Source organism: Emticicia sp. TH156 (assembly GCF_002855535.1).
In the GTDB taxonomy this organism is placed as follows: Bacteria; Bacteroidota; Bacteroidia; order Cytophagales; family Spirosomataceae; genus Emticicia; species Emticicia fluvialis.
On the sequence record NZ_PKRS01000011.1, the window covers coordinates 100,112 to 123,899 of the forward strand.

The following is a 23,788-nucleotide window of genomic DNA, read 5'->3' on the forward strand; positions in this document are numbered from 1 at the left end:
TAAGTCGGTATAAAATCAACTATAAGTGTTGATTTGAAAGCCAGTGAATACATTCGTCGTTGTTATAAATATCGGCCCTTTAATAATATAATTCATGAAAAAAATCTACTCCCTCATACTCCTGAGCATCACCCTAAACAGTTTTGCACAAAATAATATTCCGGCTACTAACGAAGCCATCTTTCTGGAAGATATCAGCTGGACATACGCTCGCCAAATACTCAACAGTGAAACGGTGGTTGTCATTCCCCTCGGCGCGGGCGCCAAAGAACATGGGCCTCATTTGCCTTTATCGACTGATTTTCTGCAAGCACAAGAGCTGGCTAAAAGAGTAGCTGCCAAAAAAAAGGTGGTTATTACACCCACCGTCAGTTACGGGTTTTATCCGGCTTTTCTGAAATACCCGGGCTCTACCAGTACTACTTTTGCAACAGCCACCAATATGGTGGTTGAGATAGTGAGAAGTCTGGCGGGCTATGGGCCTCGCAGATTTTATATTATTAATGTAGGGGTAAGCACCACTCCTACCCTTGAAACAGCCGCCAGAACGCTGGCAGATGAGGGCATACTACTCTATTTCAGCAGGTATGACCGCCCTGCTTTCGATAAAGCAGAGGCTCGTTTCAGAACTAAAACTTATAGCGGCCATGCCGATGAATTGGAAACCTCTAATGTACTAAGCATCCGCCCCGATTTGGTTGATATGGACAGAGCCGTTAATGATTCGAGCATGAAAGGCAAAAGCGGAAACATGACGCCCATCATGATTGAGGGTGGCAATCTGAATACCAGTGGTATAAACGGCTATGCCGCTTTGGGAACCAGAGACAAAGGAGAAAAGAACATGGCATCGTTTGCGCATGAATTAATGAAAGAGATTGACAGCATAGCCACTTGTGCTTTACCCAAAGTAAAAAACAAAACGGCTGAGTTTGCCCAATACGTAGGCACTTATGTAGATGCCACCGGGCGAAAACTGGAAATAAGCCAGAAAGACAATACGCTGCACTTTATCTGGAACGGGCGAGACACTCGTAATTTCTTCCATCTTTATCAGGATGCCCCCGATTATTTTTCGTCTATGAATATGAACATACTTTTTGTAAAACACGAGTCGGGTGCGGTAAACAAAGCCTGGTGCCAGTTCAGGGGCGAGAGGTTCTGGGTTACAAAGGCAAGCCAATAATTTTCTTGTGGTTCCGTTATCAATAAAAAACCTGTAAAGACGGTTATTCCCCGGCAGGTAATTAAGGCTATTGCTTTGCTCGGAAACCAGATTCTGATTGGCCTGTCTATTAACCTTTTAATGCACCACGAAATACTATTTTCCTTGTTATTCAAGGGTTTTTCTGCCAGGATTCATATATTTGTTTTAAAATTGATAGCTTTCCTAATAAAAGTATAAGATGTCGGGTAATACATTTCGCAAAAAACAGCCCCCGAAGAATACCGAGCGTACGGCTTCGAAAGGTTCGGGAAACAGCGGAACAAAAGAGCCGATAGAGATCAGTGTAAATACCGATGGCTACGTGCTTGCCTTCGGAGTTTTCTTGTTGGTTCTCTCGGTTATTCTTCTTGTTTCGTTTATTTCGCATTTATTGGTGGGCAACGCTGATCAGGACATTGTTCAACGTAATTTTAGCGCTTCTCTTGAAGAAATAGACCTCAAGCCTCGTAACATGATGGGCCTGATGGGTGCCTATATTTCGCATTATTTTATTTTTGAATGGTTTGGTATTTCAGCTTTCGGCTGGATTCCGGTTATTTTCTGGGCAGGGTTTCGCCTGGTATTCAAAAAAGACCTCCTGCCACAAAGTCTGAATCGCTTCACTATTGCCAGTGTTTTCTATATTTTCTGGGCAAGCATCTGCCTCGGCTATTTTGTTACCATAATAGATATACCCGCTGGCACCTTATGCGGGGGTATTGGTTATTCGGTCAATAAATTTCTTTACCATGCCATTGGTGCAGGCGGTATACTTATCATCATGCTGGTTTTGGTGGCCTGGCTTATTTTCTTTCATGGTTACTCTACTATTGACGACTGGTTTATTACAAAGGTATTTTACCGCCAACCGCAGGTTGACATTGCGACCGAACGAATAAGAAATGCGGTACAGGTTGATTTGGACGAAGAGGTTTCACCTTATGACGAACCCTCTTTCAGAAGAAAAGAACCTGCCCGTGAAGAACAGGTAAGAACTGAACCTGTTATGGAAGTGGCCGAAACACCGAAATCTTTTGAAGAAAAATCAGTGGCTGCCAGCCTGATAATTGACACAGAGGTCAATAAACCGGTGCAATTTGAAATAGAAAAGCCTCAACCTCAGAAAAACACCGAAACCAGCCAGGTATCAGGCAACGGCCCTACATTTATTATAGAAGATACCAGGGTAAATGAGCACCAGCCAGAAGAGGAAGAAGGAGACCTGGACGATGACGATGTAAACGAAAAGGTGCTGAAAGACTATGGCATGTATGATCCTACCCTTGACCTGGGCAGTTACCAATATCCGCCTGTTAGTCTTCTAAGTGAATACAGCAACGCCGGAGGTAAAGTAACTGAAGATGAGCTGGAAGCCAACAAGAATAAAATTGTGGAAACCATGCGCAATTTTCAGATTGGTATTTCAAGCATAAAGGCTACTATTGGCCCCACGGTTACGCTCTACGAAATTGTACCCGATGCCGGTATCAGAATTTCAAAAATCAAGAATCTGGAAGATGACATCGCCCTTAACCTGTCGGCTTTGGGTATCCGTATCATTGCACCCATGCCCGGTAAAGGCACGGTAGGTATAGAAGTGCCGAACAAAAACCGTGAAATGGTAACGATGAAATCGGTTATCTCGAACGAGAAATTCCAGAAAAGCAATTATGAATTACCCATTATTCTGGGCAGAACTATATCAAATGAGGCTTTTATTACCGACTTAGCCAAGATGCCTCACTTGCTGATGGCCGGTGCCACCGGACAAGGTAAATCGGTGGGCTTAAACGTAATTCTTACGTCTCTGCTCTACAAAAAGCACCCGTCACAAATCAAGTTTGTATTGGTTGACCCTAAAAAAGTTGAGCTGACACTTTACAACAAAATTGAGCGGCATTTTCTGGCAATGCTGCCAAATTCGGAAGAAGCAATTATTACTGATACCAAGAAGGTTATCTATACCCTCAATTCGTTGTGTATTGAGATGGACAACCGCTATAATCTGCTGAAAGATGCAGGTGTGCGAAACATCAGAGAATACAACACCAAGTTTGTGCAACGCCGCCTGAATCCTGAAAAAGGACACAAATATTTACCATACATTGTACTGGTGATTGACGAGTTGGCCGATTTAATGATGACCGCCGGTAAAGAAGTTGAACAACCCATAGCCCGTTTAGCTCAACTGGCCCGTGCCATTGGTATACACCTGATTGTTGCTACCCAGCGCCCATCGGTTAATGTTATTACGGGTCTTATTAAAGCGAACTTCCCGGCGCGTTTGTCTTTTAAAGTAACTTCAAAAATAGACTCACGTACCATTCTTGATACCGGGGGGTCTGAACAGCTGGTGGGCAATGGAGACATGCTGCTTTCTATGGGTTCAGACATGATACGCCTGCAATGCCCATTTGTAGATACGCCGGAGGTAGAAGACATCTGCGAGTTTATCGGTAGCCAGAGAGCCTATGAGTCTGCTTATATGCTACCCGAGTTTTATGGTGATGATGATAACGAAACACTGGATTTTGACGCTTCAGAACTGGACTCTATGTTTGAAGAAGCCGCCCGTTTGCTGGTTAGTCACCAACAGGGTAGTACCTCATTAATACAACGTAAAATGAAACTGGGCTACAACCGTGCCGGCAGAATTATTGACCAACTGGAAGGTGCAGGCATTGTAGGGCCATTTGAAGGTAGCAAAGCCCGTGAGGTGCTGGTAAAGGACCTTACTCACCTGGAAGAAATATTACGCAATTTGCGTTAGTGTTAATCCCTGGTATAAATTTTTAGTCTAAAGGGTATATACACCCAGTTAAACGTTTACAGAATGAAAAAATTGATTTTAATAATAGGCGGGCTGGTTATAACCAGCCTGGCAATTGCCCAGAAAGACCCCAAAGCCACAGCCATATTAGACGAAGTGAGCCGGAAATACCAGAGCTTGAAATCTTTCAATGCAGCTTTTACTTTTGGAACAGAAGGCAATAATGCCAAGTTGCTTGAAAGTACCAAAGGCGATGTAACAGTAAAAGGAAATAAATTTCATTTAAAAATGGCAGGGCAGGCTGTATTTACCAACGGAAAAGACCTTTACACCTATGTAAAAGAAACCAATGAGGTAAATATTACAGAATATGACCCCAGTACCGACGAGGCGCTGTCTCCGACCGGTATTTTGAACCTTTATAAAAAAGGCTATAAATATGTTTATGCCGGAGAAACCAAAGAGGGCGCGCAGGTATATGATAATATTGAGCTGACCCCCGAAAGCAAATCGGGTAATATAGCCAAAATTCAGATGAAGGTGGATAGAAAAGATAAGGCCTTAAAATCCTGGAAAATATGGGATAAAAGCGGCAAACGCACGGTTTTCAGAGTAGATAAATTCGTACCCAATGCACCGGCTGACGAAAAACTTTTCACTTTTGATAAAAAGCTGTATCCAGGAGCTGAGGTGGTTGATTTGAGGTAGTTTAGTATTACCCAAAACAAAACCCTGATGGACAACCTTCGGGGTTTTGTTTTATATACTCGCACCTATTGATTTCTTAACTTTAGTCAATGTCTGACAACCAGTAGCTCTTTAGTTTTGTGCTCCTATTCCAGATTCAAAAATGAGCATCAAAACACCAGGCACCACTACCGGGCAAGCAGCTTTTATAGCAGCAATAGCGTCTATCATCATGTTTTTCGCAGCTATGATAGCTGAGTTTCATACACACCAGAGCCTTATTGTACCTACCAATGCGCAGGCTACTGCACATAATATAATCGAAAATCCCTTTAAGTTTCAAATAGGTTTGCTCGCTTTTATAATTGTTCTTATTTGTGATATAATGGTCAGTTGGGCATTATATATTTTCTTTAAAAAAGTAGATAGAGGTTTCTCATTCCTGGCTGCTATTTTCAGGTTGGTTTACACAACCATTTTTGCAGTTTCATTGCTGAACCTCGTATCAGGTTTCAGGCTGTTATCTACTAACCAATCGCTGCCATTTGATGAGGCTTCTGTTCAGGCGCTGATTTATTTCAATGCATTTGATGACGGCTGGGCAATTGCCCTCATCTTTTTTGCTTTTCATTTATTGCTTCTAGCCTTTCTCATCATCCGTTCGGGTTTAGTTCCTAAAATTATTGGTTTTCTTTTGTTCTGGGCTGCCATTGCCTATATGACCGATAACATCGCAAAGTTGTCAGCCAGTAATTACCATAACCATAAAACTGTTCTAACCGCACTGGTGGCTATTCCATCAATAATAGGAGAAGTAGGTTTTGCCATCTGGCTGCTAATAAAGGGAAGAAAACTAAAAGAAGAAGGCTCATTTACGGAGGCTTAGCCGTTTTCTGATTCTGCTGAGAGACTCCGGCTTTATGCCCAGATAACTGGCTATCTGGTGTTGAGGCACACGTTGAAGCAACTCAGGACGTTTTTCTTGAAGTTGGTTGTACCTTTCTTCAGGAGAAGACGCAATAAATGTCGCAAAGTCATCCTGCGTTTTACCAAAGTCAACTTCAAGAAATGCGCGTGTAATTTCAAGCAATTTCGGAAATTGTGCATACATTTCCTGCTCTGTGTCAAGATAGCCAACAATGGCGGTGGTGTCTTCCGAGCATATCCAATTCTGGGTAGAAGGAATTTGCCTTGCATAGCTTGAAAAAGACACAACCGCCTGCTCTTCAGTAAAAAAGGCTGTAGTTTTTTCGTCTCCGTCGGCTAGATAATACTGCCTTACACAGCCTTTCAATATAAAAAAACATCTTTTAGCTATTTCACCTTCTTTCAGCAGTAATGTGCCTTTTTTGTAGGTCTGCACCTGTAGCTTATCAGCAATGCTTTCTGCTTCGTCTTGTGTAAGCGTTTCAAATTTTGATAAGAATTTCAGCAGTGCATTATTCATATACTATTGCTTGACGGTTAAAATATGTTTCAACCAGGCATATCAGATTTACCAATAAACACAAGAGGGACAAACATTTTGCCCCTCTTGTAATATTTTAAACTCTCTCAAAAACAGTAGCAATACCCATTCCGCCACCGATACATAAGGTTACTAAACCCGTTGCTTTATTGGTCCGTTCCATCTCATCAATCAAAGTACCCGATAGAATAGCACCTGTTGCACCTAGTGGATGCCCCAAGGCAATAGCTCCACCGTTGATGTTCACTTTGCTGTGGTCTACCCCCAGCTGGTCCATAAAATACATGGGTATGGCTGCGAAGGCTTCGTTTACTTCAAAAATATCAATATCACTCACCAGCATGCCTGCACGTTTCAGAACCTTCTGAGTAGCCGGCACAGGGCCGGTAAGCATAATAGTCGGGTCTGAACCCACTACCCCGAATGCCTTGATTTTTGCTCTGGGTTTTAAGCCCAGTTTCTCTCCTGTGGCTTTGTTGCCTATCAGCAAGGCTCCTGCTCCGTCGCTTATCTGCGACGAGTTGCCTGCATGATGCACATGGTTGATTGCCAGCAGACTATTGTATTTAAGCAAAGCCAGGGCATCAAGCCCCATGCTGCCTATCATTTCAAAGGCCGGCTTTAGTTTGCTTAACGATTCAGCAGTTGTATCAGGCCTGATGCCTTCGTCTCTGTCAAGCACCGTCAACCCTATTTCATCTTTTACAGGTACTACTGAACGGAAATAACCATTTTGCTGCGCTTGCACGGCTCTTCTTACCGACTCAGCAGCAAAGGTATCCAGCTCTGTTCTTGAGTAACCATATTTGGTAGCTATCAAATCGGCAGATATGCCTTGTGGAACAATGCTATGACGTGCAATTAGCTGCGGATTCATCATCATTGCGCCGCCGTCTGAGCCCATTGGCACGCGTGACATAGACTCTACTCCACCAGCCACTATCAGGTCTGCCTGACCCGACATTACATAAGCGGCTGCCATATTGATAGCCTCCAGCCCCGACGAACAGAAGCGGTTTACCTGTACACCAGCCACACTCTGGGCATAGCCTGCATCTAGCACAGCAGCACGGGCAATGTCACCTCCCTGCTCGCCCAGTGGCGATACACAACCGGCAATTACATCATCTATATAAGAGGTATCTAAATCATTGCGCTCTTGCAAGGCTTTTAAAACGGTTGAGAGCAATTGCACAGGCTGAACATCATGCAAAGAACCGTCTGCTTTGCCACGCCCGCGAGGGGTTCTTAGGGCATCATATATATAAGCTTCCATTTACGTTATTGGTTTGTGTTGAAATAGTATGCTTGCATACCTATTACAACAAAACTAAGAAATTGTTTAGTTTGATGCAAGCAATGAAAACATTACCTTTGTTTCAGTGCTATTACCTAATTTTTCTTCAGATGGTTTCCTTGTTTCGCAATGCTTTTGGCGGCCTTTCAAAGCAGGTGTGGTTATTGGCTGTTGTTATGTTTATCAATCGCAGTGGTACAATGGTAATTGCATTCCTGACGGTTTATCTTACCCGGAAATTACATTTCAGTATTGAACAGGCTGGCGTTATCATGACCCTTTTTGGAGCGGGTTCTATATTCGGAACCTGGATGGGTGGCAAGCTTACTGATAAAATCGGATACTATCCGGTTCAGTTCTGGAGCCTGTTTCTGGGCGGCATTATGTTTATTGTAATGGTTCACTTACAGAGCTTCTATCCGCTGTGCGCTTGTGCGCTTTGTCTTAGTGCGTTCGGAGAAGCCTACCGCCCGGCCAACACCGCCTCTATTGCAGATTTCAGCACACCTGAAAACTTTACCCGTTCGGTTTCTCTCATTCGCCTGGCTATCAATATAGGCTGGTCTATCGGGCCGGCCATCGGAGGCTTTCTGGCAGCTTATAACTACAGCCTGCTATTCTGGGCTGATGGTTTTACAAATATTGGCGCCGGATTATTGGTTTGGGCGTTCTTAAGAAGCACAAAAAAGGAAAAAACATCCACAAAGAACACCTTTGTACCCGATAAAAACGACTCGGCCTTCAAAGACCGCATTTATTTGGTCTTCATTCTGCTGGCTACGCTCTATGCCATTGCTTTTTCTCAATTGTTTACCATCGGCCCGCTTTTTTATAAAGAAGCCTGTCATTTAACCGAGGTCCAGATTGGCTATCTGTTGGGCCTGAATGGCCTGATGGTTGCCCTGATAGAAATGGTTTTTATATACAAAATTGAAGGAAAATTCAGACGATTGTCTCTTATCAGTTTCGGAACATTACTGGTTGTACCCAACTACATTATATTTTTGCTTACACACAATTATTTCTGGCTGATAATAGGTGTGGTGTTTGCTACTTTTTCAGAAATGTTTGCCATGCCTTTTATGAATGCATTCAGCATTGAGCGAGCCAAACCTCATAATCGTGGACAATACTCGGCGCTTTATGCCATGAGCTGGTCTATGGCGCAGATTTCGGCTCCACTCATAGGCACACAAACGATTGCCAGGTTTGGCTATGATGCCCTTTGGTATATTCTGGGGTCTTTAGGTCTGATTGCGACCATAGGATTCGGAGCTTTAAGGAAGAAACTGGTGTAAAGCTTCGCCTGTCATGCTCATGATACATATAATATAGGGTTCAGTTTTCCATCTGCAATGCTGCCAACGGGTTTACTATCAAGCCAGGTTTGCCAGTCAGCCAAACGGTACTCGTTGGTAGGTTCAACAATTCTAATGTCTTTGTCCATGTATATCATGGTCATTACCTTACGGGGCTTATCAGATTTGTTCGGCCCAGCGCGGTGATACGTCCATCCGGCATGAAAGCTTACTTCACCCAGTTCAAAGGGTGTATCGTTCATTGAGAACTGCTTCAGAGTATCTGCCAGCAGGGCTTCCGACTCGTCAGATATCTCTTTATCGCGACCTATTTCCAGGTTCTGGCTTTTTTCGGCAAATGCCAGAGGCCCCATTTCCATTGGTGTTTCCTGTAACGGAATCCAGACAGTAATGGTATTTAAACTAGAAAGCGGCCAGTAAAACTGGTCGGCATGCCAGGGAGTAATACCGCCAGAGGGCTCTTTGTACAGTGCCTGGTCATGGTAAAGCCTCACACCCGATACCCCCATCAGTTCGCTGGCAATACGCGCCAGCCGTTCAGAAAAAACAAATTCTTTTACCTCCTCATTTTCGCACCACAAATTCATAATCTGCAAAAACGCTTTTTCGTACGTAGTGCGTTCGTCCATTGGCTTGTTCAGCTTATTGAGTCTGAAAACCCAATCTGTAATAATTTCACCGTAATAGGTTAAGACTTCCGCTGATAGTACATTTTTTAGCTTTACGTAGCCGAATTCCTGGTAGAATGCAATGGTTTCTGCTGATAATGGGAAGGGTTCTCTGAGTTGTTGCAAAAGAATTGTTTTCTCTGACTCAGCAATCATTGCTTAAAGTGTTATGGTTGAATAGAGAATACAAATCTCGATAGAATTTTTCTAAGAAAAATCTTTATTATTTTCATTTTTGTATAGTATTTTAACATAAATTTGAAACTCCATGAACCAACTACGTTAATCAATGCCGCTGAATTTATTTTAGCCCTGTTGTAATTCTTATGAAAGCGCTTTTTGAGAAAGTAATAACTGATGAAGGCTCGTCTTTCCTGACAAGATATGTAGCCCTGCCCCAATTTGATGCCCCCCTGCACTATCATCCTGAATATGAGCTGACTTTAATTGTAAAGGGTAACGGACAAAGATTTGTTGGCGACCACGTCTCTGCTTTTGAAGATGGCGACCTTGTTCTGCTGGGTTCTAATCTGCCACATTTCTGGCGAAGTGAACATGTGAGCAAAAATGAATATGACCTTGACGAAGCCGTGGTGATTCAGTTTTCTCCGGCCTTTGTAGATAATATTTTAGATAGCCTGCCTGAATGTAAATCTATTGTTTCAATGCTGAATATGGCTGATTCGGGCATCAAATTTCCGGTATCTATGGCGCCGCTTGTGCAAAAAGTATTTGAAACTAAAGGCGTAATACGCTTGCTGGCTTTGATTGATGCACTAGAGCAATTATCTAAATGCGCCGATTATCAGTTGCTGGCCAGCGAGGGTTTCAATATTAAACCTGATGAGACTGAAAATGAGCGGATGCGGAAGATTCTTGAGTTTACGCTTGAGAACTTCAAGGAAGATATATCTTTAGAAACAGTGGCAGAAATTGCAAATCTTACGGTTCCTTCGTTTTGCAGATACTTCAAATCCCGAACCAGAAAAACCTATATTTATTTTCTGAACGAAATACGATTAAGTAACGCCCGTAAGATGTTGATGAATAATGAACTGGACATAAGCCAGATAAGTGTTGAGTGTGGGTTCCAGAACTTATCGCATTTTCACCGGATATTTAAAAGCCAGACAGGAGTTACCCCTCTGGTTTACAGAAGGCAATATGAGGCTTAATGTTTACTGTGCTTTTTTGAATATACCTTTAGGGTCTTCTTTCTTTTCAAGCAATGCCTGCAAAATTTCGGGGTTTGCGCTTTGAGGGTCTAAAGAGTAGCCTTTGTGGAAATTATCCCAGGCTTCGTCAATCTGGTTATTGGTGAGCCTTGCCAGCGACAACTGCATATAAGCATTGGCATACTCCGGCGATTTTTTAATTACATCTGCCAGTAAGCTAAAGGTTTTATCGATATGCTCGGTTTTGCTATCAACCATAAACCACTTCAGGTAAACGGTCGACAAATCTACCATCAGCGTGGTGTTATCTTCATTGTCAAGCTGCAAGCCATGCTCCATCAGCTCTATGGCTTCTGAGTATTTCTCATTCTGGTAATTAATAACGCCCAGACCCCAGTATACGTCTACATTCTCATCATTAAGCAGATAAGCCAGATTGAAACGATACGTTGCTGTATCTCTTTGGCCTTCGCCCAGATACTCCCAGGCTCTTGAAGAGAAAAACTCACTGGCTTCTTTACGACTTTTGAAGTTCAGGTCACATACTTTCAAAAATTCTGCATCTGTTGCTTTCTGGCTATCGGTTTTATCAAAACCTCCAAAAAGAGGCAGAAGATGAATATTTGTACCTGCGGGGGCAAATCGCTTTTTGGTATTCTTGACCTCTGAAGCAGGCGAACTGGTCTTCACTACAGACGTACTGCCAAAACTTGCATTTTGCGAACGCAGAACAGGTGTCTGAGCCGACAACTCTGCTGAAACAAATAGGGTAACACAAGAAAACAAATACAATCTCATTACTTTTCCTGAAATAAACTTCAAATAAATAACGTCTGGCACGCTGAATTATTAGTAATTACTGAAAATTAATAATTCAGCGTATAACAATTTATAATGGCTATAGCATGTAAGATTGCGTGGCTGAAAACCCGTCAGGGCAAGGCAGGTAGTTATCAGACAACCACCTCTCCGTATAAATCAAATTCAGTTGCATCGGTGATTCGTATGTTGGCGAAGTCTCCGAGGCGAACATACTGAGAAGCCGGCACCAGCACTTCATTATCCACTTCCGGCGAGTCAAATTCTGTTCGGCCAATAAAATAACCGCCTTCTTTGCGGTCGAACAACACCTTAAAGGTCTGCCCGATTTTCTGCTGATTGAGTTCCTGAGAAATACCCTGCTGCAACTCCATAATCAGATCGTTCCGCTCCTGCTTCACCTCTGCCGGTATATCGTCTGGCATGGTATACGAATGCGTATTTTCTTCATGTGAATACTGAAAAACCCCCAGGCGCTCAAACCTTGTTTCTTCTACAAAACGGTACATCTCTTCAAAGTATTCTTCGGTTTCGCCGGGATGGCCGGCTATCAGGGTAGTGCGTAAGGCAATGCCCGGCACTGTATCCCTGATGGTTTTAATCAGGTCTTCTGTTTTTTCTCTGGTAATACCCCGGCGCATCAATTTCAACATTTCTGTTGAACCATGTTGCAAGGGCATATCAAGATAATGACAGACATTCGTGCGATTCTTCATTACCTGCAGCACATCTAAAGGGAAGCCCGAAGGATACGCATATTGCAGGCGAATCCATTCTATTCCTTCAACATCAGACAGCCTGTCGAGCAAATTGGCCAGTTCACGCTTTTTATAGAGGTCTAACCCATAATAGGTCAGGTCTTGCGCAATCAGAATCAGTTCTTTGGTGCCTTTTCTTGCCAGATTCTTCGCCTCCAACACAACTTCTTCAATTGTTTTTGAAACATGCCCGCCTCTCATAAGAGGTATTGCACAAAAACTACAGGGGCGGTCGCAGCCTTCGGCTATTTTCATGTAGGCGTAATGTGCCGGGGTAGTTAGCAGGCGTTCACCCACCAGCTCCTGTTTATAATCGGCCTTCAGGGTTTTCAATAAGCGTGGTAGCTCATTGGTACCAAACCAGGCATCAACCGTTGGTATTTCAAGCTCGAGTTCGTCTTTATACCGATGCGACAAACACCCAGTTACATATACTTTATCGACCACGCCGGCATCTTTAGCGTCGGCATAGCGTAAAATTGTATCTATTGATTCCTGCTTGGCATTATCAATAAACCCGCAGGTATTAATAATAACAATATTGGCATCATCTTTCTTACCTTCATGCGTTACATGGTAGCCATTGCCTTTTAACTGCGTATAGATAACCTCCGAATCGACCAGATTTTTGGAGCAACCAAGCGTAACTATATTTACTTTATTTTTTACTGAACCTTTTGTTTTCAACTTTTTACTGATTGTAGTAAGACAGGCGTAGAATAGACTAACGGCTATTCAGGGTACAAAGTTCGGAAAAGAATAGGATATTAAAAAGTTTAGAGCAGTTTCACAAGCTAAATCGCCCTTTTAATACCATATAAGACTGTTTACTGCTGATTTTTGCCTTAACTTATATACGAAAAAAGGGTATCGGCAGCCGATACCCTTCTATATAAAAACATCTGTAAAATCAGTTTTTAAGCAAGTAAACCCTTTGCCAGCAAGTACTCGGCAATCTGAACGGCATTTGTAGCTGCACCTTTACGAAGGTTATCAGCTACAATCCAGAGGTTAAGCGTTTTAGGTTGAGATTCATCACGACGGATACGGCCTACAAAAACTTCGTCTTTTCCGTGTGCATTAATAGGCATAGGATACACAAAGTTTTTAGGGTCGTCCTGTACAACCACTCCCTCCATTTCGCTTAGCAACTGCGGGATATCAGCGAGGTCAAACTCGTTTTCAAATTCAATATTTACCGCCTCAGAGTGCCCGCCGATTGTCGGGATACGCACCGTAGTTGCTGTTACTGCAATGCTGTCGTCGCCCATTATTTTCTTGGTCTCGTTGGTCATTTTCATTTCTTCTTTGGTATAACCATTGTCAAGAAATACATCAATGTGGGGCAACACATTCAGGTCTATTTTGTGCGGGTACACCTTTTTAGCTTCGTCGTCGCCACTTCTTTCAGCAAAAAGCTGGTCAACTGCTGCTTTTCCGGTTCCGGTAACTGACTGATAGGTAGATACCACCACACGCTTTATCTTATATTTGTCATGCAAAGGTTTCAGAACCACTACCATCTGTATAGTTGAGCAATTCGGGTTTGCAATAATTTTGTCTTCTGCTGTTAAGGTATCTGCGTTTACCTCTGGCACTACCAGTTTCTTGGTAGGGTCCATTCTCCAGGCTGATGAATTATCAATAACCGGGATGCCTGCTTCTGCAAATTTCGGAGCCAACGCCAACGAAGTACTTCCACCAGCCGAAAAAATTGCCACCGCAGGCTTCATCTTGATTGCGTCTTCATAGCCTACTACTGTAAACTGCTTACCCTTAAATTCAACCTGTTTACCAATAGATTTTTCTGAAGCAACAGGAATGATTTCGGTAACGGGGAAATTACGTTCCGCCAAGACTTTCAAGATTTCAGTGCCTACCAGTCCGGTAGCACCTACAACTGCGATTTTCATGATTAACAACCCTCTTTTGAGGGCAAAATTTAGTTAGACATATATTTACAGCAAAGCCCCAATTTTCAAAGGGGCTTTGGAATTACAAAAATAGAAGTTTTTTTGTTTGTTTTTCTTGGAATAATCCAAAATATTTTAAAAGCTCCAAATTCCGTTAGGTGTAATACAATAATCGAGCTTTATATCAGTGTCATTCACGTCATCAATGGCCTCTACGGGGTCAAAAAAAGATACGCCAATCTTCACAACATCAGGCCTGCATCTGGTCAGAAAACGGTCATAATAGCCTTTACCGTATCCTACTCTGTAACCTCGTTTATCAAAAGCCAGCAGAGGTAATAAAACCATATCAATTTCTCGTGCATTAACGGTCAATGGTGAGCAGTTAACAGGTTCGGGTACACCAAATTTATTCTCCAGCAGGATGGTATCGTCTTTCAGCCAGTAATTTGTCATGGTGCCGTCATCATGGCTTTTTGGAACAACTATTCCGGCCTTGAAATCCTGTTTGAGCGTATCTATAACCAACTGCGTATCAACCTCAATCTTTTTCTTCATGGGCAGATACGTATGAATAACCGAATACTTATGAACAGGAAAACTTTTAAAAAGCCAATCATGGATTCGTTGCGAGTAAGTCTGGCTGTCGGTACCCGAAAGTTCTTTTCTTTTTTGCAGGTACGCTGCTCTTAATGCCGCTTTATTCATCTATCAGGCTTCCTGTAATGCCTGAGCTGCTTTTTCTCTGGCTTTATTTTCTTTCCACTCTTTCCACTGGCCACCCAGCATTTTGGTCATTCCTTTATCAACAAATGTGTGGCGCACCAGATTCCAGCCACCTCTTACGGTAGTAAATATTGAGTCATTGGCACGCAGGGCAAGGCTGAAACCGCCATCTACGTACTTAATATAGTGCCACCATAGAGAAGGGATAAACACGGTTTCGCCATGCCCGAAGGTGGCCTCATAGCCTACGGCATTTTTAAACGCCGGGTATTTCTCAAAATCGGGTTTCAACGGATGCACGTGGCTTTGAACCGTGAATGGGTGGTGATACAGATTTGTACTCTCTTCAGGCGGAAAAAGAATGATTTGCTTACGTGTCTGAAACTGTGTCAGAAACACGTGCGAGCAGTCCATATCATAATGCAGATTCACTTCTGAATTCTGCCCGCCAAAGAACATAAATTTATAGCTTTTCAGGAAACCGTCCATAATAGTAGGAAAACGGATATCGTTGGCAAGCTCAGGTACTTTTTTGAAAATATCGAACAGGAAAATCCTGAGGTCGGTAGGTCCTTTCTCTATCAGGCTCAGGTACTCGCCAAAAGGCATCGTTTTTGCCGCCTGAAAGTAAGTTTTGGTGTCGTGCACGTGGTTGTCAAACAGCGGCACTTCAATGTGTCCGTAATTTTTTTTGAGCCATTCAAAAGTCCATTTATCTAACGCGGGCCAATCTTTTACAAGGTCGGTAAATACAACCGGCTTTTTAGGCTTGAGATAATTTTCTATGAACTCTTCACGACTTAAGTTGCTGCGTCTTTCAATGGGTATAAGTTCCATAACAATGAATTTAATTTTTATCGAATAATACAAATCAATAAAAACAATAAACAGTAGAGTGTTGTAATTGAATGCTGTTAATAAAAACCATTGGCGCAAAAAAATGGTTTCAAAAATACTTCTGCTGCTTAAAATTTTTATAATATAATTATTCGGAAATTTATTATAATAAATTTTACATTCTTATTCTTTCATAATATTTTCTTTGCTGTATCTTTGTAAAAAATTATGCTTGCATACTATTTTTACACGGCGCAAAATCAGTTGTTCAAAATTCTGGCAGCGTCAAATATCAATAAATCTTTTGCTCAAAATTGATGGAATTTAACAATTTTCTTAACCGAAACCTTGCAAAGATTCAGAAACTGCCCGTTTTTCTGCAAGGTAAGGTACGAGATTATTCCATCGGCCGGCTCGTCAAATTTGTAGGTACTGCCGGCATACATTTCAATAAAATGAGTTGCCGCGAGGTCGTAATTACACTTCCAAATAAACCCAGGGTTCAGAATCATATCAGACAGATACACGCAGCAGCCAGTGCACTTCTGGCAGAAACCGCCACGGGCATGGTTGTAGGTATGAATATACCTGATACCAGCATACCCCTGATGAAAAGCATGTCTGTAAAGTATATTAAAAGAAGCCTGGGCCAACAAAAAGCAGTAGCCACCCTTACTGCTCAGCAAATAAGCCAGATTCGTGAAACCGCAAAAGGAGATGTGAATGTGGCAGTAAAAATTACTGACGAAACGGAAGAAGAAGTGGCTGTAGCTGAAATGATATGGGCCTGGATTCCGAAAACCTGAATCCGTCGATTAGTGGTATAATTTAAGCGGTGAATGTTGCTGATAGTGAGATTTTTTTGCTTATTTGATTACGTTTAGGCAGGAGTTAAAACAGACAACATTCGGTTTCAGGCAGAAAACTGAGTTTTATCAATTATAACGGAGTTAAGAAACCATTTAAGATTAAGAAATAATATTCAATCAAAAATGAATCGTAGTATAAAAAAAGTAGCTGTTTTAGGTGCAGGTATTATGGGAAGCCGAATAGCCCTGCATTTCGCTAATATCGGTGTGGAAGTACTATTGCTAGACATGGTACCGAAAGAAGCGGCTGATGCCGAAAAGGATGGTGAAATTTTTACCAGCCAGCCGGGTATTCGTAACCGTATTGTAACAGACCTGTTTCAGGCTGCGGTAAAGGCAAGCCCTTCGCCCATTTACAGCCAGAAATCGTTGTCGTTGGTTTCGTTGGGTAATTTTGATGATGATATGCCCAGAATTGCCGATTACGATTGGGTTATTGAAGTTGTTGTAGAAAGGCTGGATATTAAAAAAGCGATTTACGAAAAAGTGGATGAGTTCCGTAAACCCGGTACACTTGTTACATCCAATACTTCGGGCATACCTATTCAGCTAATGGCCAAAGGGCGCTCAGAAGACTTCCGTAAGCACTTCTGTGGTACGCACTTCTTCAACCCTCCGCGCTATCTGCGTTTACTGGAAATTATCCCAACCGGAGATACCGACCCTGAGGTAGTCAACTTTTTGATGAAATACGGCGACCTCTTTCTGGGTAAAACCACTGTACTTTGCAAAGATACACCGGCATTTATCGCCAATCGTCTGGGTATTTATGCCATGGTGCAAACCATCAGAGCCGCAGAAGACATGGGTCTGACCGTTGAAGAAGTAGATAAACTGACTGGCCCGGTTGTTGGCAGGCCGAAATCAGGCACGTTTCGTCTGTCTGATATTGTCGGGCTTGATACCACCGTCAACGTTTGTAATAACCTGTCGAAAGTGCTGCGTGTAGATGAATCAAAGGATGCATTCCAGCTTCCGACAGTTATGGCCAAGTTGCAGAAAAACAAATGGCTGGGCGACAAAACCGGACAAGGCTTTTATAAAAAAACAAAAGATGAAAACGGCAAAACGGTTATTCTGGCACTAGACCTGAAAACCTTTGAATATAAACCATCTGAGAAAGTAAAATTTGCCACGCTTGAAAGCACCAAAAGTATCAGTAACCTGAAAAAACGTTTTTCGGTTTTACTGAATGGTAAAGACAACGCCGGAGAATTTTACAGAAAAACATTTGCTGATTTCTTCCGCTATGCAACCCGTCGTATCCCCGAGATTTCAGATGAACTTTACCGCATTGATGAGGCCATCTGTGCCGGATTCGGCTGGGAGATAGGTCTGTTTGAAACCTGGGATGCCATAGGTGTACGCAACATGCTGAAAATCATGGAAACAGTAAACATGAAACCGGCCACCTGGGTTTATGAAATGCTGGAAGAAGGATTTGAAAGTTTCTATAAAATAGAAGACGGCCAGCGTAAGTATTATGATATACCAAGTAAGACCTACAAGACCATTCCAGGAACAGAATCGTTCATCATTCTTGATAACCTTCGCCAAAGCAACGTTGTCTGGAAAAACGCCGGCTCAACCCTGTTTGATTTGGGTGATGGTATTGCAGGTATAGAATTCCATTCAAAAATGAACACCTTTGGCCCGGAAGTGGTAGAGGGACTCAACAAAGCCTATGCCGTTGCAGAGAAAGATTTCAGAGGGCTGGTAATTGGCAATGACTCTAACGAGGCGTTTTCGGCAGGTGCCAATCTGGCCATGCTGTTTATGTTTGCAGTTGAACAGGAGTATGACGAAATCAATCTGATGATAGCGCAGTTTCAGCAAACCATGATGCGCGCCCGCTATTCTTCTATACCTGTAGTTACGGCTGCACACAGCCTTGCTCTGGGTGGTGGCTGCGAGCTAAACCTGCATGCCGACCGCGTAATAGCGCATGCCGAAACCTACATGGGGCTGGTTGAACTGGGCGTAGGGCTGATACCAGCCGGTGGAGGTACCAAAGAAATGGCCGTTCGCTGCTCTGACATGTATCAGGCAGGTGATATCGAACTAAACATATTGCAGAGCGTATTTATGAATATTGCGCAGGCTAAGGTTTCAACCTCGGCTCAGGAAGCATTTGATATGAACTACCTGAAAGCCGGTAAAGACCGGATAGTGCTGAACCGCAGCCGCCTGATTGCCGAAGCAAAATACGAAGCCATTAAACTGGCCGAAGGCGGATATACCCAGCCAAAAATGCGCACCGATATTAAAGTACAGGGTAAAACCGGGCTGGCGCTTTTTAAAGCTGGCATACAAGGCATGCTGATGGGCAAGTACATCTCTCGCCATGATGCAAAAATTGCAGAAAAACTGGCTTATGTTATTTGTGGTGGTGATTTAAGTTACCCTCAGAAAGTATCTGAGCAATACCTGCTTGATTTGGAGAGAGAGGCGTTCTTATCGCTAACCGGCGAAAAGAAAACCCTCGAGCGTATGCAGGGGCTACTGAGTGGCGGTAAACCACCAAGAAATTAATCACTAAAGTTTCATTGAACTAATTCCTTTTTAGCAAGGAGCTTTTATCCTTGCAGAAAGCTTTATAAAACGAACAAAACATGAATGCATATATAGTGGCCGGCTACCGTAGTGCTGTCGGCAAAGCACCCAAAGGTGTATTTCGTTTTACACGCCCTGACGACCTGGCCGCTGAGGTAATTAAACACCTGATGGCCAGCATACCTAACCTTGACCCGGCACAGGTAGACGACGTTATTGTAGGTAACGCCGTACCGGAAGCCGAACAGGGAATGCAAATGGCACGTTACATATCTTTATTGGCATTAGGCAAAAGTGTACCAGGGGTTACTGTAAACCGTTACTGCGGCTCTGGTATTGAAACCATTGCCATTGCTGCTGCCAAAATACATGCTGGCCTGGCCGATTGTATTGTTGCCGGTGGTACAGAGTCAATGTCGCTGGTACCAACCATGGGCTGGAAAACCGCATTGAACTATAACCTGGCCACCATGCACCCCGACTACTACATTGGTATGGGCTTAACGGCCGAACAGGTGGCGCAACAATTTAATATTTCACGCGATGAGCAGGATCGTTTCTCTTACTATTCGCATCAAAAGGCACTGGCCGCACAGGCAGCAGGCAAGTTTGATGAAGAAATAGTACCAATAACCGTTAAAGAAACGTTTTTTGACGAAACGGCCGGTAAGAAAAAAACAAAAGAATATGTTGTAAATAAAGACGAAGGCCCCCGGGCTGACACCAGCCTTGAGGCCCTGGCTAAACTTAAGCCTGTGTTTACCATGGGTGGCAGCGTTACAGCAGGTAACTCTTCTCAAACGTCTGACGGAGCTGCCTTTGTTGTGGTAATGTCGGAGAAGATGGTAAACGACTTAGGGCTTAAACCCATAGCACGTATGATGGCCTATGCTTCGGCAGGGGTTGAGCCACGCATAATGGGTATAGGCCCTGTGGCTGCTATCCCGTTGGCTTTAAAACAGGCAGGCTTAACTCAAAATGATATTGATATCATTGAGCTGAACGAGGCCTTCGCTGCTCAATCCTTAGCAGTTATTAAAGAACTTGACTTAGATTTGAACATAATTAACCCGAACGGCGGTGCAATTGCTTTAGGCCATGCACTGGGTTCAACCGGTGGCCGCTTATCGGTACAGATTATCAACGAGCTGCGCCGTCAGAACAAAAAATATGGTATGGTAAGTGCCTGCGTAGGCGGTGGACAAGGCGTGGCAGGTATTTATGAGTTTCTTAACTAAGGTCTTTGGTTTTTATCTACTCAGAGGCTGCCTTTTCAGGTGGCCTCTTTGTTTTAAAAGGCACTTCAATTTTAAAGGGTCTCCCCTCTCCATCCTCTATAAAATTTATTACATTTGGTTTTCCATATTCTATTCAACCATGCGATTAAAAAATAAAATTACCCTTATAACAGGAGCCGGACGAGGTATTGGAGAAGCCATAGCCCTGGGCTTTGCCCGGGAAGGAGCCGACGTAATTATAAACGAAGTAGCAGGCGCCACTTATGCCGAAGAAGTGTCTGCCCAAATACGGGCTATGGGCAGGCGTTCTGAAGTAATTTATGCGGATATTTCAAAGGTGGTTGAAATCAGAGAAATGTTTGGGCTGATTACCCAAAAATTCGGCAAGCTGGATGTACTGGTAAACAATGCTGGCATAACCGGCTGGAGTGATTTCTTTGAAACAGACGAAACCGTGTTTGATACCGTAATGGGCGTAAACCTGAAAGGTACGTTGTTCTGCTCAATAGAGGCAGCCAAAATTATGCGCGCCAACGGTGGCGGCAGTATTATTAACATTTCAAGTATCTGTGCGGCGTTAAGTGTTAAAAACCTCATTACTTATTCAACCAGCAAGGGTGGTATACATGCCATGGCAGAACAAATGGCAGTAGAACTGGCACCATACAATATCAGAGTAAATACCTTTGGCCCCGGGCCAATTAATGTTGATAGAAACCTGAGAGAAGACCCCAACTACCGTACCAACTGGGGTGGCGTGGTACCTTTGGGCAGAACCGGTGAGCCGGAAGAAATGGTAGGCCCTGCGGTTTTTCTGGCCTCTGACGATTCAAGCTTTGTATCCGGGCAGTTGTTCTTTGTAGACGGAGCCTGGAGCGTGCAAGGTAAAATACCAGTAAACAGTATGGATAGCCAATTGGCTAACAGCAACAAATAAGGAACCAGCCAGGGCCTGTTTGCGTTGACAAATAGACCCTGAATATGTTTCAAAATGAGTTCAAAAGAAAAACTACTACTTTTTATACTGGCCTGCATTAATTTCACACACATTGTGGACTTCATGATTATGATGCCACTCGGCCCACAATTAATGCAGATTTTTAATATTTCTCCCCGTCATTTTGGTTTCATTGTTTCAGCTTATGGGCTCAGTGCGGGTATTTCGGGTTTTCTGGCTGCCTTTTTTGTAGATAATTATGACCGCAAAAAAGTAGTACTCTTTGCCTATATCGGCTTTGTGGCAGGTACATTTGCCTGTGCCTTTGCCCCAACACACCAGTTTCTTATTATGGCGCGCATCATTGCTGGTACTTTCGGCGGTCTTATCGGCGCCCAGGTGATGTCTATCGTAGCTGATACCTTTGATTACGAACGCCGCGCTACTGCCGTAGGTTATATTACCACTGCTTTTTCTGTTGCCTCTGTGGTAGGCATACCCTCAGGTTTGTTTCTGGCCGCTAAATTTGGCTGGCACACACCATTTCTGGTGGTGGGGTTTCTGGGTATTTTGGTTATTTTTCTCATTATCCGTTTCGTACCCAATCTTGACAAACATCTGAGGAGCAGAGAAACCAGGCCTAATCCGCTGAACGTCATAACCAATATATGGAATAATCCTAACCAGATGAAAGCCCTCTGGCTCTCAACTACCATCATGCTGGGGCATTTCAGTATTATTCCTTACATTTCTCCTACGCTGGTGGCAAATGTAGGTTTTAGCCAGCAGAATATCTTTCTTATCTATCTGGTTGGTGGACTGCTGACCATTTTTACAGCACCCATGGTAGGCAAACTGGCCGACAAAAGAGGCAAGTACCCTGTATTTGTAGTTTTTGCGTTGCTGTCTATGATTCCTATTTACCTAATCACCAATATGTTTTCAGGCGCGGTGTGGGCAGTTTTATTAGTAGCTGGTATTTTCTTTGTTTTCTCAAACGGCAGGCTGATTCCTACACAGGCTATTATTTCAAACGTGGTTAATCCGCAGCAAAGGGGTAGCTTTATGGCTATCAACTCTTCGTTGCAGTTACTTGCACAGGCGCTGGCAGCCAATATAGGCGGTTTTATAATTCATAAAACCGTCTCTGGCTATATTGAAAACTATGCCTATGTAGGGTACTTTGCCATAAGTATGATATTTATCAGTATTTTTATTGCCCGTTTGGTGAATCCAACAGCCCGGCCAATTGTTACTAATAAAAACACCGTAGATGTTTCATAAAAACTGTAAAACTATGATACGGATAACTACCACATTGGCCTATGTATTCATGTTTTTTGCGCTGAATACATTTGCTCAGGATTTTAAAACGGAAATTGAAGAGTTCAGAGAAAATTACAAGGAAGAATTTCTGAAGTCGAAGTTTTCGCCGGTAAAAAAAGAAGACTTTCAATATCTGCGCTTTTACGAACCTGACGAGAAATACAGGGTAGAATGCCAGTTTACAGCCACTGCTGCCGGCAAGCCATTCAAGATACCGACTACTACGGGCGAAACCAGAACGTACACAAAATTCGGAGAGCTGACCTTCAGGCTGGATGGTAAGAATTATACCCTTGCCGTTTATCGCTCTCCTGATTTACAACGTATACAACAGTATCGTGACTACCTGTTTATACCATTCAAAGACCAGACCAACGGCAAGGATACTTACGGCGGCGGCAGATATATAGATTTACGTATGAATCAGCTTGAAAAAGACGTTATCATTCTTGATTTCAACAAAGCCTATAATCCGTACTGCGCTTTTGGTGATGGCTTCAGCTGCCCGATACCTCCTCGTGAAAATCACCTGAAGGTGCCGATAGAAGCCGGTGAAAAAAATTATGCTAAGATAAACTAGATTTTCTGTGCAGGGTTGCCAAAAACAGTGGCATTGTCGGCCACGTTTTCTACCACCACCGAGCCTGCACCCACCCGGGCATTTTTGCCTATTCTGATGCCGGTAACAATTACGGCACCCGAACCTATAAACGCGCCCTCTGCTATATCTACATTTGTGTTTATAATAGCGCCTGCGCCAATGTTTGCAAAATCGGCTACTTTAGCTTCAGCATCAATTACCGCACCCGATTGAATGATACAATGGTTGCCAACCTTGGCAAACGGGTTAATAACTGCATTGGCCATAACCAGATTACCATGCCCGATAATGGCTTCTTCTGATACCACCGCCCGGTCATGAATGGCGTTTACGGGCATTACTTTGCGGCGTTCGTTCAGTATCTCTACCAGTTTCTTCTTAACTTTTGTGTTGCCAATGGCCACAAAAGCTTCGGTTTTCTGGCCAATAATTTTCAGGAAACCGTCATCGTCTGTATCTCCCAAAACTACAATTTCACCTATTTCGGTATTATGAAGCTTTTTGTCATCATCTAAAAAACCATATACCAATACATTGTTTCGGTTGAAAATATCGAGGGTAATCTTGCCGAGCGAACCTGCTCCAAAAATTAAAATAGGATTTTGCATAATTAAAAATGC

21 protein-coding genes are annotated in these 23,788 nt (G+C 43.1%); 12 read left to right on the top strand and 9 right to left on the bottom strand.

Annotated elements, in window-relative coordinates; translation table 11 throughout:
* Positions 1-94: 94 nt before the first annotated feature.
* The 4 genes from C0V77_RS19420 to C0V77_RS19435 all read left to right on the top strand — a co-directional run bounded on the left by C0V77_RS19420 (position 95) and on the right by C0V77_RS19435 (position 5,550).
* A complete protein-coding gene (locus C0V77_RS19420; RefSeq protein WP_101728043.1) occupies positions 95-1,186 on the top strand; it encodes a creatininase family protein in 1,092 nt (363 codons plus the stop codon).
* A 220-nt stretch (positions 1,187-1,406) separates the two neighbouring features.
* A complete protein-coding gene (locus tag C0V77_RS19425) occupies positions 1,407-3,977 on the top strand; it encodes a DNA translocase FtsK (RefSeq protein WP_101728044.1) in 2,571 nt (856 codons plus the stop codon).
* Positions 3,978-4,040: 63 nt separating this feature from the next.
* Positions 4,041-4,685, top strand: coding sequence for an outer membrane lipoprotein carrier protein LolA (locus C0V77_RS19430; RefSeq protein ID WP_101728045.1), 645 nt, complete (start codon positions 4,041-4,043; stop codon positions 4,683-4,685).
* Between the two features lie 142 nt (positions 4,686-4,827).
* A complete protein-coding gene (locus C0V77_RS19435) occupies positions 4,828-5,550 on the top strand; it encodes a DUF4386 domain-containing protein (protein ID WP_101728046.1) in 723 nt (240 codons plus the stop codon).
* On the opposite strand, the gene C0V77_RS19440 is transcribed toward C0V77_RS19435, so the two are convergent.
* Together C0V77_RS19440 and C0V77_RS19445 are read right to left on the bottom strand one after the other, a co-directional pair.
* On the bottom strand, positions 5,533-6,111 hold the full coding sequence (locus C0V77_RS19440; protein ID WP_101728047.1) for a Crp/Fnr family transcriptional regulator: 579 nt from the start codon (positions 6,109-6,111) through the stop codon (positions 5,533-5,535). The genes C0V77_RS19435 and C0V77_RS19440 overlap by 18 nt on opposite strands.
* A gap of 97 nt (positions 6,112-6,208) precedes the next feature.
* Positions 6,209-7,408: an acetyl-CoA C-acetyltransferase gene (locus tag C0V77_RS19445; protein WP_101728048.1), complete on the bottom strand. Its 1,200-nt coding sequence runs from the start codon at positions 7,406-7,408 to the stop codon at positions 6,209-6,211.
* Between the two features lie 131 nt (positions 7,409-7,539).
* On the opposite strand from C0V77_RS19445, the gene C0V77_RS19450 reads away from it, so the two are divergent.
* A complete protein-coding gene (locus tag C0V77_RS19450; protein ID WP_101728142.1) occupies positions 7,540-8,727 on the top strand; it encodes an MFS transporter in 1,188 nt (395 codons plus the stop codon).
* A gap of 17 nt (positions 8,728-8,744) precedes the next feature.
* Here the strand turns inward: C0V77_RS19450 and C0V77_RS19455 are convergent, their stop codons facing one another.
* Positions 8,745-9,572, bottom strand: a complete 828-nt coding sequence (locus C0V77_RS19455; protein WP_101728049.1) for a phytanoyl-CoA dioxygenase family protein — start codon at positions 9,570-9,572, stop codon at positions 8,745-8,747.
* A 170-nt stretch (positions 9,573-9,742) separates the two neighbouring features.
* Here C0V77_RS19455 and C0V77_RS19460 point away from each other — a divergent pair, with 170 nt between their 5' ends.
* A complete protein-coding gene (locus C0V77_RS19460; RefSeq protein ID WP_101728050.1) occupies positions 9,743-10,591 on the top strand; it encodes an AraC family transcriptional regulator in 849 nt (282 codons plus the stop codon).
* Positions 10,592-10,594: 3 nt separating this feature from the next.
* On the opposite strand, the gene C0V77_RS19465 is transcribed toward C0V77_RS19460, so the two are convergent.
* The 5 genes from C0V77_RS19465 to C0V77_RS19485 form a co-directional block, all read right to left on the bottom strand.
* Positions 10,595-11,389 carry a M48 family metallopeptidase gene (locus tag C0V77_RS19465; RefSeq protein WP_101728051.1) on the bottom strand — a complete coding sequence of 265 codons (795 nt, stop codon included), beginning with the start codon at positions 11,387-11,389 and terminating at the stop codon, positions 10,595-10,597.
* Between the two features lie 155 nt (positions 11,390-11,544).
* The gene (gene rimO, locus C0V77_RS19470; RefSeq protein WP_101728052.1) at positions 11,545-12,855 is read right to left on the bottom strand and encodes a 30S ribosomal protein S12 methylthiotransferase RimO; all 1,311 of its coding nucleotides are present in this window, start codon (positions 12,853-12,855) and stop codon (positions 11,545-11,547) included.
* Positions 12,856-13,085: 230 nt separating this feature from the next.
* A complete protein-coding gene (locus C0V77_RS19475) occupies positions 13,086-14,081 on the bottom strand; it encodes an aspartate-semialdehyde dehydrogenase (RefSeq protein ID WP_101728053.1) in 996 nt (331 codons plus the stop codon).
* A gap of 135 nt (positions 14,082-14,216) precedes the next feature.
* Positions 14,217-14,789: a 5-formyltetrahydrofolate cyclo-ligase gene (locus C0V77_RS19480; RefSeq protein ID WP_101728054.1), complete on the bottom strand. Its 573-nt coding sequence runs from the start codon at positions 14,787-14,789 to the stop codon at positions 14,217-14,219.
* Between the two features lie 3 nt (positions 14,790-14,792).
* Complete coding sequence (locus C0V77_RS19485; RefSeq protein ID WP_101728143.1) at positions 14,793-15,644, bottom strand: cupin-like domain-containing protein; 852 nt, start codon at positions 15,642-15,644, stop codon at positions 14,793-14,795.
* 317 nt (positions 15,645-15,961) lie between these two features.
* Between C0V77_RS19485 and C0V77_RS19490 the strand changes: the two genes are divergently transcribed.
* The 6 genes from C0V77_RS19490 (at position 15,962) to C0V77_RS19515 (ending at position 23,147) form a co-directional block, all read left to right on the top strand.
* Positions 15,962-16,450, top strand: a complete 489-nt coding sequence (locus C0V77_RS19490; RefSeq protein WP_101728055.1) for a DUF4442 domain-containing protein — start codon at positions 15,962-15,964, stop codon at positions 16,448-16,450.
* Positions 16,451-16,636: 186 nt separating this feature from the next.
* Positions 16,637-19,045 (top strand): 3-hydroxyacyl-CoA dehydrogenase/enoyl-CoA hydratase family protein, encoded by a 2,409-nt coding sequence (locus C0V77_RS19495; protein WP_101728056.1) that lies wholly within the window; start codon positions 16,637-16,639, stop codon positions 19,043-19,045.
* 80 nt (positions 19,046-19,125) lie between these two features.
* Complete coding sequence (locus C0V77_RS19500; RefSeq protein WP_101728057.1) at positions 19,126-20,304, top strand: acetyl-CoA C-acyltransferase; 1,179 nt, start codon at positions 19,126-19,128, stop codon at positions 20,302-20,304.
* 139 nt (positions 20,305-20,443) lie between these two features.
* A complete protein-coding gene (locus C0V77_RS19505; protein ID WP_158237977.1) occupies positions 20,444-21,241 on the top strand; it encodes an SDR family NAD(P)-dependent oxidoreductase in 798 nt (265 codons plus the stop codon).
* A 54-nt stretch (positions 21,242-21,295) separates the two neighbouring features.
* Positions 21,296-22,525 carry an MFS transporter gene (locus C0V77_RS19510; RefSeq protein WP_101728059.1) on the top strand — a complete coding sequence of 410 codons (1,230 nt, stop codon included), beginning with the start codon at positions 21,296-21,298 and terminating at the stop codon, positions 22,523-22,525.
* Positions 22,526-22,538: 13 nt separating this feature from the next.
* Positions 22,539-23,147, top strand: coding sequence for a DUF1684 domain-containing protein (locus C0V77_RS19515; protein ID WP_101728144.1), 609 nt, complete (start codon positions 22,539-22,541; stop codon positions 23,145-23,147).
* On the opposite strand, the gene C0V77_RS19520 is transcribed toward C0V77_RS19515, so the two are convergent.
* Entirely contained in the window at positions 23,144-23,776 is a 633-nt protein-coding gene (locus tag C0V77_RS19520) for an acetyltransferase (protein ID WP_101728060.1), read from the bottom strand. The genes C0V77_RS19515 and C0V77_RS19520 overlap by 4 nt on opposite strands.
* Positions 23,777-23,788: the final 12 nt, after the last annotated feature.

Coding starts and splice junctions, on each gene's coding strand:
- C0V77_RS19420 (WP_101728043.1), top strand. CDS start 95: ATGAAAAAAATCTACTCCCTCATACTCCTGAGCATCACCCTAAACAGT.
- C0V77_RS19425 (WP_101728044.1), top strand. CDS start 1,407: ATGTCGGGTAATACATTTCGCAAAAAACAGCCCCCGAAGAATACCGAG.
- C0V77_RS19430 (WP_101728045.1), top strand. CDS start 4,041: ATGAAAAAATTGATTTTAATAATAGGCGGGCTGGTTATAACCAGCCTG.
- C0V77_RS19435 (WP_101728046.1), top strand. CDS start 4,828: ATGAGCATCAAAACACCAGGCACCACTACCGGGCAAGCAGCTTTTATA.
- C0V77_RS19440 (WP_101728047.1), bottom strand. CDS start 6,111: ATGAATAATGCACTGCTGAAATTCTTATCAAAATTTGAAACGCTTACA.
- C0V77_RS19445 (WP_101728048.1), bottom strand. CDS start 7,408: ATGGAAGCTTATATATATGATGCCCTAAGAACCCCTCGCGGGCGTGGC.
- C0V77_RS19450 (WP_101728142.1), top strand. CDS start 7,540: ATGGTTTCCTTGTTTCGCAATGCTTTTGGCGGCCTTTCAAAGCAGGTG.
- C0V77_RS19455 (WP_101728049.1), bottom strand. CDS start 9,572: ATGATTGCTGAGTCAGAGAAAACAATTCTTTTGCAACAACTCAGAGAA.
- C0V77_RS19460 (WP_101728050.1), top strand. CDS start 9,743: ATGAAAGCGCTTTTTGAGAAAGTAATAACTGATGAAGGCTCGTCTTTC.
- C0V77_RS19465 (WP_101728051.1), bottom strand. CDS start 11,389: ATGAGATTGTATTTGTTTTCTTGTGTTACCCTATTTGTTTCAGCAGAG.
- C0V77_RS19475 (WP_101728053.1), bottom strand. CDS start 14,081: ATGAAAATCGCAGTTGTAGGTGCTACCGGACTGGTAGGCACTGAAATC.
- C0V77_RS19480 (WP_101728054.1), bottom strand. CDS start 14,789: ATGAATAAAGCGGCATTAAGAGCAGCGTACCTGCAAAAAAGAAAAGAA.
- C0V77_RS19485 (WP_101728143.1), bottom strand. CDS start 15,644: ATGGAACTTATACCCATTGAAAGACGCAGCAACTTAAGTCGTGAAGAG.
- C0V77_RS19490 (WP_101728055.1), top strand. CDS start 15,962: ATGGAATTTAACAATTTTCTTAACCGAAACCTTGCAAAGATTCAGAAA.
- C0V77_RS19495 (WP_101728056.1), top strand. CDS start 16,637: ATGAATCGTAGTATAAAAAAAGTAGCTGTTTTAGGTGCAGGTATTATG.
- C0V77_RS19500 (WP_101728057.1), top strand. CDS start 19,126: ATGAATGCATATATAGTGGCCGGCTACCGTAGTGCTGTCGGCAAAGCA.
- C0V77_RS19505 (WP_158237977.1), top strand. CDS start 20,444: ATGCGATTAAAAAATAAAATTACCCTTATAACAGGAGCCGGACGAGGT.
- C0V77_RS19510 (WP_101728059.1), top strand. CDS start 21,296: ATGAGTTCAAAAGAAAAACTACTACTTTTTATACTGGCCTGCATTAAT.
- C0V77_RS19515 (WP_101728144.1), top strand. CDS start 22,539: ATGATACGGATAACTACCACATTGGCCTATGTATTCATGTTTTTTGCG.
- C0V77_RS19520 (WP_101728060.1), bottom strand. CDS start 23,776: ATGCAAAATCCTATTTTAATTTTTGGAGCAGGTTCGCTCGGCAAGATT.